The following is a 15,354-nucleotide window of genomic DNA, read 5'->3' as shown; positions in this document are numbered from 1 at the left end:
AACCATGGCAAAACGCTTGACACAAAAGACAGTCGCTCATCCCGCTGCCGCGGACTTCTCCCCGGCGGGGAGAAGAAACGAGTGGCGCGCTCCCAGATTCTCGAAACGCCTAGCGGCGCATGAATGCCTCGAAGGCGGCGCGGGCTTCTGCACTCTGCAATTGCGCGATGAAATGGCGGGCTTCTTCGTCGATGCGGGCCAGCACATCTTCGGGCTTGCCACGAACCAGATCGCGGGCGATCTTCAACGCCTGTTGCGGCTTGGCGGCGAGCCGTGTCGCGAGCGCCAGCGTCTCAGTTTCCACATGTTCCGGGGAGACGACTTTCCAGATCATACCGGCCTGCAACGCCTGTTCGGCGGAAAAGCCCTCGCCCATGGCAAGCAGCGCAAAGGCGCGCTGGTGGCCGATGAGTTTTGGCGCAAGCAGGCTGGAGGCGGCTTCCGGCACCAGCGCCAGATCCACGAAAGGTGTCTTGAACACGCTGCGATTGGAGGCGACGGTCAGATCGCAATGCAGGTTCAACGTCGTGCCGATGCCGATGGCAAGGCCGTCAACGCCCGAAACCAGCGGTTTTTCGAAGGTCGCGAGCGCCTTCAGGAGATCGAGCACCGCAAGCTTGCCCTTTGCGCCGGACATGGCGAAGGCAAGGAAATCGGCCATATCGTTACCGGCAGAAAAGCAGCCTTCCGTGCCGAGAAACGCGACCACGCGAATTTCCGGGTCGTCATTGGCGGCCTGCAGCGCCTGCGCCATGCGCAGATACATCGCATCGGTGATGGCGTTTTTCTTTTCCGGCCGGTTGAAGCGGATGGTCAGCACCTCCGGCGCATGGCTGACCCGCTCGACGAGAATATGATCGTCCGACATCTGAATCTCCTCAGGCCAATACGGTGCGGGCGGCGGCAAGGCTTGCCGCGCCTGATATGACGCGATCCTTCAGCGCTGCCGTTTCCGCCAGCAGGTTTTCCGCCGCAAAACGGCAAAGTGCCGCGCGATGTGCGCCCCTGCCATCATCGACGGAGACCAATGCGCCCTTGGCGAGATAGGTACCTGTCAGCGCCAGACCGAAGAGACGTTGATAGGGTGTCGCGCCGGCGAGTGCGGTTTCGGTTTCGCTGGCCTTGATGCGGTCCAGCAGCCATTCGGTTGTCGTTTCCAGATCGTTGAGGCTGGCTTCGAGATAACGGGCGGTCTCGCCGAGATCATCACGGTTCGAAGCGGCTGTTCGGGCAGCGATCTCGCGCAGTTCGGCGATGAAACCCCGCACCTGTGCGCCATCGGAAAGCGGCAGCTTGCGCAGCACCAGATCGATGGCCTGTATGCCGTTTGTGCCTTCGTAGATCGGGGCGATGCGTGCATCACGCAGATAACGCGCCGCCCCGGTTTCTTCAATGAAACCCATGCCGCCATGCACCTGAATGCCCATGGAGGCAACATCGACACCGGCATCGGTGGAGAAGGATTTGGCAATCGGCGTCAGAAGGGCAGCACGCTCCTGCCAGCGGGCGCGCTCTGCCTTATCTTCGCTCGCATGCGCCATATCGATGGCGTGAGCGCAACTGAAGGAGATCGCTCGCGACCCCTGCGTCAGCGCCTTCATCGTCAGAAGCGTTCTGGCGATGTCAGGATGTTCGATGATCGGGCTCATGCCGGAACCCTGCCAGCCGGGCGCCTTGCCCTGCGTGCGCTCCTTGGCGTATTCGATTGCCTTCTGGGTCGCTGCTTCGCAGATCGCCACGCCCTGCATGCCGACGGCAAGACGGGCATTGTTCATCATGGTGAACATGCAGGCGAGACCCTTGTTCTCCTCGCCGATCAGCCAGCCCAGAGCGCCTTTTTCTTCACCGAACCTGCCATCGCCGAAAATCATCGTGCAGGTGGGAGAGCCGTGAATGCCGAGCTTGTGTTCCAGCGAGTGGCAGAAAAGATCGTTGCGGCTGCCCGGCGCGCCGTTTTCGTCGGGCAGGAATTTCGGTACGAGAAACAGCGAGATGCCGCGCGTTCCGGCCGGCGCATCCGGCAGGCGGGCAAGAACGAGGTGGATGATATTGTCAGCCGCGTCGTGTTCGCCCCAGGTGATGAAAATCTTCTGCCCGAAGATACGATAGGTGCCATCACCATTGCGCTCCGCACGGGTCTTCAGGACACCAAGGTCCGATCCCGCGTGCGGTTCGGTGAGGTTCATCGTGCCGGTCCATTCACCGGAGACGAGTTTGGGAAGATAGATCCGCTTCAGATCGTTGCTGCCGTGAGTGACGATGGCTTCCACCGCACCCATGGTCAGCGTCGGGGCCAGCGCAAAGGCCATGGAACCGGAATTCCACATTTCGAGTGCTGCGACATTCAGCATATGCGGCAGGTTCTGGCCGCCAAATTCCTCCGGCGCCGTCAAGCTGTTCCAGCCGGCTTGCGCCCAGCGGCGGTAAAGATCGGCCCAGCCATCCGGTGTCGTCACCTTGCCGTCGGAAAGCTTCGCGCCCTGGCGGTCGCCGATATCGGCGAGCGGCGCGACCTGTTCCGTGGCGAAACGACCGGCTTCCTGGAGAATGGCATCCACCAGATCTTCACCGAGATCGCCCAGCACACCCTTTGCCAACGCGTCTTCAAGACCCGCTACATGTTTGAGTGTAAAGGCGATATCATCCACCGGCGCGCTATACATGCTGCCTCCTCCCGAAGCTTTTGCCTATCGTGCTGCTCTTCGGGCTAAATGATTTTTACGTAAACGTCAATTTGAAAATTCCCACCATTTCGGCAGGTTTGTTATAAAACTGTCATATGAATTTGCTCAGCATGCGCTGAAAGGCGCAATGCCGCCGCTGCCGTTCCCACACCGGGGCGACGGACGCCTCCCTCCTCCCATCCAGCCGGTCAGGACTGCCACGATGGATCTCATAACGCCCAATATTCCCGGCCTTGTCTGGGCCTATCAGTTCCACCCCGGCACAGCCCCCTGCCGCCGGCTGGCGGCCGATGCGCGCTTTCACGAAATGGCCGAGTGCGAAGGTTTCTTCTGGCTGCATCTCAATCTCGCGGACCAGCGGGTGGCGGGTTTTCTGGAAACCATCGACGGCCTCGATCCGGCGGCGCGGGCAAGCCTCACCACCCATGAAACGCACCCATCCATCGTGGTCGATGAAAAATCGCTCTATGGTACGCTGGTCGATTTCCAGCGGGAATTCGACAAGGAGACCCGGGATTTCGGCTGGCTGCATTTTGCGGTGAGCGACCGTTTCATCATCACCACCCGCCTGCAACCGCTGCACTCGGTGGACCGGCTGAAGGCGGCGGTTGACAAGAATTCCAACCGCTATCTCACGCCATCACACGTGTTCGAGGGGCTGGTTGCGGAATTCCAGCGCTCGCTCATCAATCTGGTGATGGAGACGACCGAAGAACTGAACGCCATCGAGGACATGGTCTATGACAGCGAGAACCGTGACGAACGGCGGCGGCTTGCCCCGCTGCGCCGCACGGTGGTTCGCCTGCACCGGCATCTGCGCACCGTTCTCACCCTGATGCGACGCGCTTCGGCCGCCGATGAGGACGAGATGCCTGACGGTTTTGAAGATGTCGCCTCACGCTTGATGGGTCGCCTCGAAGCGGTGGATCACGATGTTTATGCCCTGCAGGAGCGCGCAAGGCTGCTGCACGAAGAAATCGATTCCAAACTCTCGTCGGAAACCAACCGGCACCTCTATATCCTGTCGCTGATGACGGCATTCCTGTTGCCGCCCTCGCTGGTGACAGGCTTTTTCGGCATGAATACCGATGAGCTGCCGTTTACAGTCGGCACCGGGGGCACGTTGTCGGCCGGCGTCTTTATCGTGATTTCGGTCGTGCTTGCCTGGTTCGTGCTCAAACGGGCACGGATTTTGTAATAAAAAAGCCGCCCGGTGATGACCGGACGGCTCTGTCAATTTCAGCCTGGCGCTCTATCAGCTGTAAGGCGAATAGCAGGCCTGACGCGGACCGTGGTAAGGCTGGAACGTGTTGCTATAGGCATCGTAGGAACGATAACGGCCATAGCACCAGTTCACATGCGCCTGGCTCATGCCGCCACGGCGGACCGGGCGATATTCGCGATAGACCGGGCGCGGACGATATTCCGGCACGGGACGGTAGACTTCACGCGGCTGCGACAGGGCGCCGCCGATGATTGCGCCCGTCGCAAAGGCTGCAAGCGGGAACCAGTAACCGTCATGGTGACGATAGCCGGGGCGATAATCGCGATAACCGCGATGGCCGCCATACCAGCCACGACGGTCACCCCAATCGCCGCGACCACCACGATCGCGCCAATATTGCACATTGACGATATTGCCGGCATCGCTGCCCGTGGCCTCGACGCTCTTCGGCGCCATCGGCAATGGCATTGCTGCTTCTGCCGGAACGATCGCTCCTGCAACCACAATCGCAGAAAGACCGACAGCCAAGATATTCTTCATATAGTTTCTCATCTGACTTCCTCCATTCACGACGGTCAACAGGCCGTTCTCCGTGAATAATAGCACTTTTTCTTCTCACTCGGCCAGTTTTCGATCTGGCTGGAACATTAGAGGTTGCAGGCTAGGCGTTTTCGCCTGAACCCAGCATTAACGATCCCATCACGCTTCGGTTACTTAGTCCGGCGGCCGGAAAACAAAAGCCCGGATCAATATCCGGGCTTTCGAAAATCCTGTTATCGGCTGTAAGGCGATACGCATATGCGGCGCGGACCGCTGTTCGGCTGATAGGTATTGTCGTAAGCGCGATACGAGCGCCAACGGTTCTGACACCATGAAACATGGCTGCCGCCATAGGCAGGTGCCGGCCTCTGCATCGCGCCGCCAATGATGGCGCCGGTGGCGAAAGCGGCCAGCGGGAACCAGTAACCGTTGTGATAACGGTAGCCCGCCCGACGGTCACGATAGCCGCGGTGACCGTTGTAGTAGCCGTCACGCGACGGGCGCGGACGGTACATGCGGTCGCCGTGCCTGCGGTCATTGCGGCGGTCCCATTCACGGTACTGCACCTGCACCACATTGTCGGTCGAAACGGCCGGCTTGGGCATCGGCACAGGCACCTGGAACGCCTGAGACGGCGTAAAGCTTGTGATGAACACGATCATCGCCGTGGCGATGCTCGTTGTCCGGAAACTCATCATGATCTTCCTCCGTTTGCTTCAGCGCGTTGGACCGCGCCTTTTCACGCACTCGCTCTTGTCGGAGATAAGGGTCAGCCCCGTTTCTGCACCCGAAAAGAATTCGATGACGTGCAAACGAGTTTAGGGAAATTTAGTTCCATGACAACTATCCGGCGAAGGGCAAGAAGATAACACGCGTCAGGCTTCAACCTTCACATCGGTCAGAGGCCGCGAGCAGCAGGCGAGAATATAACCTTCCTCGATCTCGTCATCGAGAATGCCGCCATTGTGGTTCATCTCCACCTCGCCCGAGAGCTTCAGCACCCGGCAGGTGCCGCAGATGCCCGATTCGCAGGCCGCGCCGATGCGCACCCCGGCGGCACGCGCCGTCATCAGAACCGTCTGGCCGGGCTGGCAGGCCATTTCTTTTCCGGACAGCGTGAAGCCCACCATCGACAGCGCTTCACCATCCACATCGGTGAGAACGCTCTCGCCGACCTTGACCGGGGCGGCAGGAGAAAAGCTTTCCTGATGGTAACGGCTCATGTCGAAACCGGACGCATCGAGCATGGAACGGACGGCGGCCATGAACGGCTCCGGCCCGCAGCAGAACACGGTGCGGTCCATGAAGTCAGGGGAGAGAAGCGCGATCTTGGCCTTGTCGACCATGCCCTTCAGGCCGGACCAGAGATCGGTGCGGCCGCAATTTTCCACGATGAAACCGAGCGACAGCTTCGGCATGAAGCGGGCGAGATATTCCAGCTCATGGCGGAAGACGATATCGGACGGCGAGCGCGAACAATTGATGAAGGCAATGTCGCTCTGCGGCGCACGGTCGCTCATATCGCGCACCATCGACATCATTGGCGTGACGCCGGAGCCTGCCGAAATGAACAGATATTTGTCACCGGGGTGCCGCACATAGGAGAAATCGCCGAGCGGGCCGAGCGCCCGGATTTTCATGCCGGGCTTCAGATTGTCGAACATCCAGCGCGTGCCGATGCTGTTGGCCTGCGCCTTCACCGTGACCGAAAGCGCATAGGGCCGTGACGGGCTGGAGGACAGTGTGTAGGTGCGATAGAGCGGCTCCTTGCCCACCGGCAGTTCCAGTGTGACGAACTGGCCCGGCAGATACCGGAACCAGTTCTGGTCTTCGGAGCGGAACAGGAACGTCATCACATCCTGCGTTTCGGGTGTCACCGAAATGCACTCCAGCAGCTGGAGCTTGTCGCTCCACGGCTTCATCTCGTCTATGTGCTTATAGGTCACAACCATATTCATCTTCGCGTCACGCTACTGCCGAAAGCCGGGCCTTGTCGCCGGAAAGCCGGTCGATCATGAAATCGGAATACCAGTTGACGAACTGCATCACGCCCCCCTCGTCTTCCATCGAATAAGGGCCGGGCTGGTACGCAGGTGAACGGATGCCGAAGGCGTTTTCCTCGACGATGCGGCGGTCCTGATCGTTGGTTTCGTTCCAGACGTGGGTCAGGTCTTCCAGATCGTAATCCACGCCTTCCACCGCATCCTTGTGCACCAGCCATTTGGTAGTGACCATGGTCTCATTGGCATTGAGCGGCAGCACCCGGAAGGAAATGGTGTGGTCGCCAAGGAAGTGGTTCCAGGTCGTCGGATAATGGAACAGCAGCAAAGCGCCGATATGGCTGATGCTGACATCTTCGGACAGCGGCCGGCGCACGGCGCGCTTGCCCGACATGGTGTAGCTTTCCGCCTCGCCGATCAGCGGCATGCGGGCGACGCGGAACTGGCCATTCGGATCCATCTTGAAACGGCTCGGCAGGCCGGCGGCCTCGCAGCGCGCCCAGTGGCCGCCGATCTCGGGGTCGCTCGCGCCGCCATCCGTGCCCGTGACACTGGGGTTTTCGGGGTAGGTGCGGCAGAGTTCCGGGTGGTTGGCGGCGCAGTGATAGCACTCGCGGTTGTTTTCCCAGACGAGCTTCCAGTTGCCCTTTTCGATGATCGTGCTTTCATGCGCGACCTTGGCTTCCCGGATACGGTGCGGGGCCATGTAGCTTTCGACTTCGGCCCGCATGGGCGCGAAATCCGCCGGCTGGTCGGCAAGGCAGATGAAAACGTAACCGGCAACGGTCTCGCAGGCGACCGGCTTCAGGCCGAATTCCGCCTTGTCGAACTCCTCGCCCATATGGCGGGCGAACAAGAGCTTGCCGTCCAGATCGTAAGTCCACTGGTGATAGGGACAGACGAGACGGGCGGACTGGCCCTTGTGGGCGGAGCAGACGCGGGAACCGCGATGGCGACAGGAATTGTGAAGGGCGCGGATCTCGCCGTCGCGTCCCCGGACGATGACGACGGAATAGGAGCCGACCTGAACGGTGAAATAATTGCCGGATTTGGGCACTTCGCAATCATGGCCAACGAACAGCCAGTCGCGATACCAGATGGTTTCCATATCCAGCTTGAAATAATCCTGGTCCGTGTAGAAAGGCTGTTCCAGGCTGAAGCCTTCGCGGCGGTTCTTCAGCTGGCGCAATACGGTCTCACGCAATTCCATGGCCAAATCCTCGATCAAACCGCCCTGCCCGACACCATTTACCGGGCTGCGGAACCATGATCCCATCTAAACACCGGCGGTGATTTGCAGCAGCACAGACAGCGACATCGGCTTCCGCATTGGCGACAAATTGCGACATGCGCGAATGCCTGCCACAGCCCATTCCGCTGCTAAATCCGGCAGCTATTCGGTGAACAAAACCACGTCGCAATATGACGCATGATGTGCGCAATTGCCTGTCCACCCATCAAAAAACAGGGGGTGCGGCGCAACGGAGTATTAACGCGAACTAAATTATCTTGCCTGATCAAAGGCAACGAGGGCGTTCCTGGTGGAGAAGGCGACACGCATACGTTATTTCGATGCGGCCAGACATTCGATCATGCCGATACGGTCGAAGACCGCGCATTCGGATTTCCTGCGCACCGGCCGGATCAGCCGTTATGAAGAACGCTGGTTGCCGAGGGAGCGCGTTTATTACAGCCATGATGAGGTGGCGGCGATGACCGGGCGCAAGCTCGAAGCCGCCGCCGATGCGACCCATAGCCGCCTCAACACCTTTCACCAATCCATCCGTTTTCCCAAGATGGTCTCCCACCATCTGCTCAACGACCGGCCGCATCTCGGTTATTGTCATGTCACGGCGGCGAAAACCAGTTTCGACGCTGAACGCCACGTGCTCTGGTCCTTCTATTTCGCGAATTTCTTCGCCGAGTTGAGCGGTGCCGAAAACTTCTTCGAGAATATCGATGCGCGTTATTCGCGGATGTATTTTGCCGTCGCCATCAATGCGCTTCCCGATAAGGAATTTGCCGTCGATACCTCCTTCCATCGCGGTGGCCTGCTGTTCCAGACGCATGATCCGCGCGTGGCGCTGAAAAATGTGCTGCTGCTCGGTGCGCGCTCGGAGGAGATGCGCAGGATCATCAAGGCGATATAAACGATAGCGCTTTCCATCCCGGCCAGAAATACGCTATTGAGCGCGCTGAAAGGCAGCATCATGGCGCGTCATATCAACATCGAAAACGAGCGGGAAACCGCGTTGCAGGCAGCCGTGGCGGAGCTTGCAGACGGCCAACCGATCGCCCTGCCGACGGAAACCGTCTATGGCCTTGCCGCCGACGCGACCAATCCGGCTGCCATCACCCGCATTTACGAGACGAAAGGCCGGCCGCAGTTCAATCCGTTGATCTGCCATATGGCCGATATTGCCATGGCGGAGCGTTATGCGGTTTTCGACCCCATTTCGCTGAAGCTTGCGCAGGCCTTCTGGCCCGGCCCGCTGACGCTGGTTCTGCCCCTGAAACCGGAAAGCGGCATTCACTCGCTGGCGACGGCCGGGCTTGATACGGTCGGCATCCGCGTGCCGCAGGGTTTCGCCGGTGACCTGATCCGCCGGTTCGACAGGCCGCTGGCCGCCCCCAGCGCCAATAGTTCCGGCAAGATCAGCCCGACAAGTGCCGCCCATGTGGAGGCCGATCTCGGCCAGAAGATCAATCTCATTCTTGATGGCGGGGCAGCCTCCGTCGGCGTCGAATCCACCATCGTCAAGGTGGAAGAGGATGGCCGGGTGCGGCTGCTTCGTCCCGGCGGTATCGTCACCGAAGACATCGAGAGCGTTGCCGGCCTGCGGCTGGAACGGCCCGAAAAAGCCTCTGCCGCCATTGAAGCGCCCGGAATGCTGGCGTCGCACTATGCGCCGGGCGCCACTGTGCGCCTCGATGCCGCATCGGTTTTCCCCGGTGAAGCACTGATCCGGTTCGGCGGCATTGCCGTTAAAGGCGAAGAGACCGCCCGCACCGTTCTCGATCTCAGCCCCGCCGGCGATCTTGCCGAGGCCGCCGCCAATCTGTTCGATTATCTGAAAGCCGCCGATGCGACCGGCGCGAAAACCATCGCCATTACCGCCATTCCCACGCATGGTCTCGGAGAGGCTATCAACGACCGCCTTTCCCGCGCCGCCGCGCCGAGAGGCTGACGGCACTCAACCCCTTTCGCCCATGTTTCAAACGACAGCGAGACGCCCATGACCACCATCCCCTCCTCCGACATCCTCGACCGCTTCACCGCCATTGTCGGTGAGAAAAATGCGGTGCGCGACCCGGCGGAAATGGCGCTGCGTCTGGTGGAAAATCGCGGGCTTTATCGCGGCGTCTCACCCTTGCTGCTGAAACCCGGTTCGGTTGAAGACGTTGCCGCCATCCTGAAGCTCGCCAGCGAGACCGGCACACCCATCGTGCCGCAGACCGGTAATACCGGGCTTGTCGGCGGCCAGACACCCCGGGCGGAAGGCACCGACATCATCCTGTCGCTGGAGCGCATGAACCGCATCCGCGATATCGATCCGGTCGCCAATGTCATCGTCGCCGATGCCGGCTGCATTCTCGATGACATCCATAAGGCAGCGGAGACGGTGGAACGGATGTTCCCGCTGTCGCTCGGCTCGCAAGGCTCCTGCCGCATCGGCGGCAATCTCGCCACCAATGCCGGCGGCACGGCGGTGCTTGCCTATGGCAATATGCGCCAGCTGTGCCTCGGGCTTGAAGTCGTCCTGCCGACCGGCGAAATCTGGAACGGGCTGCGCCGGCTGAAAAAGGACAATACGGGTTACGATCTGCGCGATCTCTTCATCGGTTCGGAAGGCACGCTCGGCGTCATCACCGGCGCGGTGCTGAAGCTGTTCCCCAAGCCGCTCGGTCATCAGGTGGCTTTTGCCGGGCTCGGCTCCACCGAAGACGCATTGAAGCTGTTCGAAATGGCCTCAAACCTCTGCGGCACGGCGCTGACCGGCTTCGAACTGATGCCGCGCATCGGCGTCGAATTCACTACGAAACATATTCCCGGCGTGCGCGACCCGCTGCAAACGCCGCATGACTGGTACGCGCTCATCGATATCTCCACCTCCGATTCGGCGGAGACAGCCGAGACGATGATGCAATCGCTGCTGGAGCGCGGTTTTGAGGCTGGGCTGGTGGCAGATGCGGTGATCGCCGCGTCAGAAGCCCAGCGACAGGCGCTGTGGCACATGCGCGAAAGCATGTCGGATGCGCAAAAGCCGGAAGGTGGCTCGATCAAGCATGACGTTTCCGTCCCGGTCTCGAAAATACCGGAATTCATGGCAATGGCGGAAAAAGCGGTGATTGCCGCTATTCCCGGTGCCCGCGTCTGCGCCTTCGGCCATCTCGGCGATGGCAACATCCATTACAATATTTCCCAGCCGGTGGGTGCCGACAAGGCCGAGTTCCTCGGCCGCTGGCGGGACATGAACGAGATCGTCCACGGTATCGTTCTGTCGCTTGGCGGCTCCATTTCCGCCGAACATGGCATCGGCCAGCTAAAACGCGACGAGTTGGCCGCCATTCGGCCCGGCATCGAAATGGACCTGATGCGGCGCATCAAACACGCCTTTGACCCCGCCGGCATCATGAACCCCGGCAAGGTGCTTGCCGCCGGGTAGATAGGCGATTGGCAGGGTTGACGCGGGCGGTTTTCGCCGCCCGCTTTTCGTGACGATAGGGCCAGTTCAAACTAACGGGCGCATTCGATCAATTTCTGAAGACCGCCCCAATTGTCGAAATGCGTTTTTCCCATTGCTGCAATTTCAGCCCGCCATTTTTTAGCGTCAACGGTCGGATGAGACGTCTTTCCGGGAAACACCACCGTAATAACCGGGATTGGATCTTTATTTTTGCGTTGGTCGGCAATGCCCGATTTCGCTCTCAGAACGCCACCCTTGTTCACCAGCGGATTGTTGCCGATATCCTGATGGAAGCGCACGGAAGCCTCACCGAGCTTGCCGCCGTCAGCATAAACCCCGTAAGCGAAGCGCTTGGTCGCCGGGCGATAGACCACGGCGATATCGCCGTCCTTCACGCCATATTTCTTCACGAAGCTGCTGGACAAAACAACATAGGGAATTTCGTTGGCATCGACCCAATGCCTTTGTGTTCCTGCCGGTCCATCGGGAACCGAAACAGATGTTTCGGTGATAAAAGCCTTGCCCGGCAAGGGATCGCCAGCTTTTTGAATTATCGGCTTATTGTTCTCATCTTTCGAAAAGCCAAATATCCTGACCTTCGAATAATCGCCCGTGGCAACGGCTTTCTTCCAGGCATCCTGGCATTTTTTTTGCCATCCCTTCGGGTCCGTATCGGGCGTTGAACCGACAGCAGTCAGCCCGTCGCAAGTATAAGACAGCCCCTCCCCGTTCACGAGATAAGAGTTGGGCGCCCCATCGGCATCGACCTTGAGTTCCTTTGTGGAAAAAACGACGCCTCCCGTTCCGCACAGGGCCTGAGACAGGGCAGTCGTTGGCAGCGCCAATAGTGTGGCAGCGCAAAAGACAGCGTGAATTTTCGAAGAATTCGACTTGAAAAATCCGTATGACATGCAACCCTCCCCCTACAAAACATGTATAGGTTGCATTTATTCATTCAGAAGTCGAGTCCAGTCTTACTCAGGGTCAGAATCTGGTGTCTCCACGCCATTTCCGCCCGTTTCAATCTTCAGCTCTTCAGAATTACTTCTTCCAGAAGCTTCAGGATTGCGGGCTAGCCCGACGGCCGGGCGGTCCAGGCGGGAACCAGTTCCGCATTCAGGCGGCGAGGTTTTTGCGCATGGACGAACTGCGTCAGGCCCATGCCGGATTTGGCAATCGCCACCGCATGTTTCTTGGGCATCAGGTAGCCATATTCCAACGGCGGCGGGCGGCGCATGATTCGGCTGAAAAACGGACGTTTGTGATAACGGGACGGGGAAAACTGCGCCGGTTCCGCACATACCGTCACATATTCCAGTATTTCCTCAATCCAGCCGCTTTGCGGCCGCCCACCCGGCTCCACCAGCAATATCCACTGTCCACGCGCAGAGCGCATGACATCTTCAATGTCCCATTGCCCATAAAAGCGGCAACCGGCGGCATCGGCGACACGCGACGATCCATCGCGCGAACCGTGATCAAGGATCACCACATCGCTTACAAGCCCTTCCACGGCACCGGTTACAAGCGCAGACAAGGTATGCGCCAACTCCGGTTCCTGATCCCGGCATTCCATTATGACTGTCAACATATGCATAGCTCTAACGCATCGCACAATAAATTGCCACTGCACCCGTCACGGTAAAATCCGCCATTTTCCATACGGACCACCATCCCACCCACCTGCTGGATCAGCCCGCAATGCATCTCGCACACAATATGGGGCATCTCTGACACAATATGGAATGAGAGCGGATTTGTGTTTTTTGTTCTTGTATTGTTCTCATTCTTGAGTTAGGAATTTAATCATCGAAGAGGTGATGAAAGCCTGCTCGAACGGAAACGGTTTAGGGTGTTTTGCGGGCCTTCAGGCGCGCGGCGCTCGGGAGCATCCAGATGAGAAACCATACGCTTTCGAGGCAGGCTGCCTTCCAGCCGAGCCATATGCCAGATATTGCCAATGCGCTGGCCGATGCATCGGGCCTGCGGATCGAGATCGACCGTCGTCGCGGCCGTGGTGCCGGGATCAATCCGGATGGACGCTTCGAGGCCCTGCAGCGCGAGGTTTTCGACGATGGCTGGCAGACACTCGAAGACATGCCGGAATTCCGCACCGAGGTGCAGGTGGAAAAGCCGCGCAGCATCATCACCAGCAACGATTCCCCCGACATCCCCTTCGACCGCTCCATCAACCCCTATCGCGGCTGCGAACATGGCTGCATCTATTGTTTCGCGAGGCCTACACACAGCTATATGGGTCTTTCAGCCGGGCTGGATTTCGAGTCGAAGCTGTTCGCCAAGCCGGATGCGGCCAAGCTTCTGGAAAGAGAACTGGCGAAACCGGGATACAAGCCGCGGGTGATCGCCATCGGCACCAATACCGATCCCTATCAGCCGATCGAACGCGAGTGGCGCATCATGCGGCAGATACTGGAAGTGCTGGCCAAGGCCGACCATCCCGTCGCCATCGTCACCAAATCGGCGCTGATCAAGCGGGATATCGACATTCTGGCGCCGATGGCCAAAAAGGGTCTCGCCAAGGTCGGCATTTCCGTGACGACGCTGGATCGCAAGCTCTCGCGCAATATGGAGCCACGCGCCGCCACCCCGGAGAAGCGGCTGGAAGCGGTCAAGGCGCTGACGGAAGCCGGCATTCCGGTCGCCGTGATGATGGCGCCTGTCATTCCGGCGCTCAACGATCATGAGATCGAACGGATCCTGGAAGCCGGCAAGGCCGCCGGCGCGACCGAGGCGTCTTACGTGCTGCTGCGCCTGCCGCTGGAGGTGAGCCCGCTCTTCCGCGACTGGCTGCTGCGCAACTATCCGGACCGTTATCGTCACGTCATGTCACTGGTGCGCTCCATGCGCGACGGCAAGGACTACGACGCGGAATTCGGGAAACGCATGAAGGGCGCCGGCCCTTACGCCTGGCAGATCGGCAGGCGTTTCGAAATGGCGACGAAACGGCTTGGCCTCATCCGCCGAGGCATTCACCTGCGCGACGATCTCTTTGTGCCGCCGGGCGGTGCAGGGGTGCAATTGTCGCTGCTTTGAAAAACGGACGCTGAAAACATCCTGCCTGATCGAAGCACCACACAGCGCGTGCGGCGATATCAGGCAGAACACGACAAGGAGCGCTGGCCTCTTCCCTTCTAGCGGCCACACTCCCCATGAAATGCCCGGCGGGTTTTCCCTGGCCAGCCGGACATCGCCCCCCCGGAACCGCCGCCTCGCGTGCGATCATTTTTCCTCCGCCGCCCCGCTGGAGGATCAAAGGTCATGATGACCTCGAAGGCACAGTGAGCCATGCCCCTCGACCCGGCTCACCGTGCTGTCATCGCCCGCCTCCGGGGGCTTGCAGGAGATCGGGTGTGTGTGCAAGTTTCGCCGCATGAAACGCCGCACCGCACCCGATTCTCCTGCCCTCTTCGATCTTGCCGATACCGGCCCGGATTTCTCTTTCGAGCTTGAGGCAAAAAAGAAAGGCCTCTGGCCCGTGGCAGGCACGGATGAAGCGGGCCGCGGGCCGCTCGCCGGCCCGGTGGTTGCGGCCGCCGTCATTCTCGATCCGGACAATATCCCTGAGGGTATGGATGATTCCAAGAAGCTGACGAAGCTGAAACGGGAAAGCCTCTTCGTCCAGATCATGGAAACATCGATCGTATCGGTCGCTTCCTCCGGCCCCGGCCTGATCGACACCATGAATATCCTGCGCGCCAGTCTCGACGCCATGCGCCGTGCCGTACTCGGCCTCGAAACCTCCCCCGCCCTCGTGCTCGCCGACGGCCGTGACAAGCCGCCGGGCATCACCTGCGAAGCCAAAGCCGTCATCAAGGGCGATTCCCGCTCCCTCTCCATCGCCGCCGCCTCGATCATCGCCAAGGTGACCCGCGACCGGATGATGGAGCGCGCCGGCGTGGTGCATTCGTCCTATGGCTTTGAGGGCCATGCGGGTTACGGCACACCGGCCCACTTGCGCGCCATTGAAAGCCACGGCCCTTGCGCGCTGCATAGGATGAGCTTTCGGCCGTTGAAGCGGGATTGATTCGGACTGGGAATTTGAGGTCAAGCTATAACCTCCGTTATTAGATCGCTGTTCTGCGGTCCGGTTTTAAGCACCGAAGAAGAACTGGTCGTCATTCACCGCAACAACCACTTCCGGCCCATTGCCTTCGACTGGCTATGATTCCCTCGACTAAGAAGTTCAGTTCTGCAAA

General features: G+C 59.7%; 14 protein-coding genes. 6 read left to right on the top strand and 8 right to left on the bottom strand.

Features of this window, described 5'->3' with window-relative positions; translation table 11 throughout:
* Positions 1–109: 109 nt before the first annotated feature.
* Together JZX89_RS18080 and JZX89_RS18075 are read right to left on the bottom strand one after the other, a co-directional pair.
* Positions 110–868, bottom strand: coding sequence for a crotonase/enoyl-CoA hydratase family protein (locus JZX89_RS18080; protein WP_207134923.1), 759 nt, complete (start codon positions 866–868; stop codon positions 110–112).
* 10 nt (positions 869–878) lie between these two features.
* Positions 879–2,663, bottom strand: coding sequence for an acyl-CoA dehydrogenase family protein (locus tag JZX89_RS18075; protein ID WP_207134922.1), 1,785 nt, complete (start codon positions 2,661–2,663; stop codon positions 879–881).
* A gap of 223 nt (positions 2,664–2,886) precedes the next feature.
* Here JZX89_RS18075 and JZX89_RS18070 point away from each other — a divergent pair, with 223 nt between their 5' ends.
* Positions 2,887–3,882, top strand: a complete 996-nt coding sequence (locus JZX89_RS18070; RefSeq protein WP_149898699.1) for a transporter — start codon at positions 2,887–2,889, stop codon at positions 3,880–3,882.
* 57 nt (positions 3,883–3,939) lie between these two features.
* Here JZX89_RS18070 and JZX89_RS18065 read toward each other — a convergent pair whose 3' ends face one another.
* The 4 genes from JZX89_RS18065 to JZX89_RS18050 all read right to left on the bottom strand — a co-directional run bounded on the left by JZX89_RS18065 (position 3,940) and on the right by JZX89_RS18050 (position 7,659).
* Positions 3,940–4,461, bottom strand: a complete 522-nt coding sequence (locus JZX89_RS18065) for a BA14K family protein (protein WP_174372997.1) — start codon at positions 4,459–4,461, stop codon at positions 3,940–3,942.
* A gap of 221 nt (positions 4,462–4,682) precedes the next feature.
* Complete coding sequence (locus JZX89_RS18060; protein WP_153513272.1) at positions 4,683–5,147, bottom strand: BA14K family protein; 465 nt, start codon at positions 5,145–5,147, stop codon at positions 4,683–4,685.
* A 177-nt stretch (positions 5,148–5,324) separates the two neighbouring features.
* Positions 5,325–6,407, bottom strand: a complete 1,083-nt coding sequence (locus tag JZX89_RS18055; protein WP_149898697.1) for an FAD-binding oxidoreductase — start codon at positions 6,405–6,407, stop codon at positions 5,325–5,327.
* A gap of 7 nt (positions 6,408–6,414) precedes the next feature.
* Positions 6,415–7,659, bottom strand: coding sequence for an aromatic ring-hydroxylating oxygenase subunit alpha (locus JZX89_RS18050; protein WP_174373134.1), 1,245 nt, complete (start codon positions 7,657–7,659; stop codon positions 6,415–6,417).
* Between the two features lie 331 nt (positions 7,660–7,990).
* Between JZX89_RS18050 and JZX89_RS18045 the strand changes: the two genes are divergently transcribed.
* From JZX89_RS18045 to JZX89_RS18035, 3 genes are read left to right on the top strand one after another with little or no spacing between them, the layout of a single operon-like run.
* Positions 7,991–8,599 (top strand): DUF6656 family protein, encoded by a 609-nt coding sequence (locus JZX89_RS18045; protein ID WP_188355965.1) that lies wholly within the window; start codon positions 7,991–7,993, stop codon positions 8,597–8,599.
* Positions 8,600–8,659: 60 nt separating this feature from the next.
* Positions 8,660–9,637 carry an L-threonylcarbamoyladenylate synthase gene (locus JZX89_RS18040; protein ID WP_207134933.1) on the top strand — a complete coding sequence of 326 codons (978 nt, stop codon included), beginning with the start codon at positions 8,660–8,662 and terminating at the stop codon, positions 9,635–9,637.
* 48 nt (positions 9,638–9,685) lie between these two features.
* Entirely contained in the window at positions 9,686–11,116 is a 1,431-nt protein-coding gene (locus tag JZX89_RS18035; RefSeq protein ID WP_207134921.1) for an FAD-binding oxidoreductase, read from the top strand.
* A 71-nt stretch (positions 11,117–11,187) separates the two neighbouring features.
* On the opposite strand, the gene JZX89_RS18030 is transcribed toward JZX89_RS18035, so the two are convergent.
* Both JZX89_RS18030 and JZX89_RS18025 read right to left on the bottom strand, forming a co-directional pair.
* Positions 11,188–12,048 carry a glycoside hydrolase family 75 protein gene (locus JZX89_RS18030; protein ID WP_207134920.1) on the bottom strand — a complete coding sequence of 287 codons (861 nt, stop codon included), beginning with the start codon at positions 12,046–12,048 and terminating at the stop codon, positions 11,188–11,190.
* Between the two features lie 161 nt (positions 12,049–12,209).
* Entirely contained in the window at positions 12,210–12,728 is a 519-nt protein-coding gene (locus JZX89_RS18025) for a glycosyl transferase (protein WP_207134919.1), read from the bottom strand.
* A 305-nt stretch (positions 12,729–13,033) separates the two neighbouring features.
* On the opposite strand from JZX89_RS18025, the gene JZX89_RS18020 reads away from it, so the two are divergent.
* Together JZX89_RS18020 and rnhB are read left to right on the top strand one after the other, a co-directional pair.
* Entirely contained in the window at positions 13,034–14,191 is a 1,158-nt protein-coding gene (locus tag JZX89_RS18020; RefSeq protein WP_207134918.1) for a PA0069 family radical SAM protein, read from the top strand.
* Positions 14,192–14,528: 337 nt separating this feature from the next.
* Entirely contained in the window at positions 14,529–15,182 is a 654-nt protein-coding gene (rnhB, locus tag JZX89_RS18015) for a ribonuclease HII (RefSeq protein ID WP_207134932.1), read from the top strand.
* The last annotated feature ends 172 nt before the right edge of the window (positions 15,183–15,354 follow it).

It is taken from the genome of Agrobacterium burrii (assembly GCF_017313405.1).
GTDB classification, from domain to species: domain Bacteria; phylum Pseudomonadota; class Alphaproteobacteria; order Rhizobiales; family Rhizobiaceae; genus Agrobacterium; species Agrobacterium burrii.
This window is presented reverse-complemented; position numbering and strand designations above follow the sequence as displayed.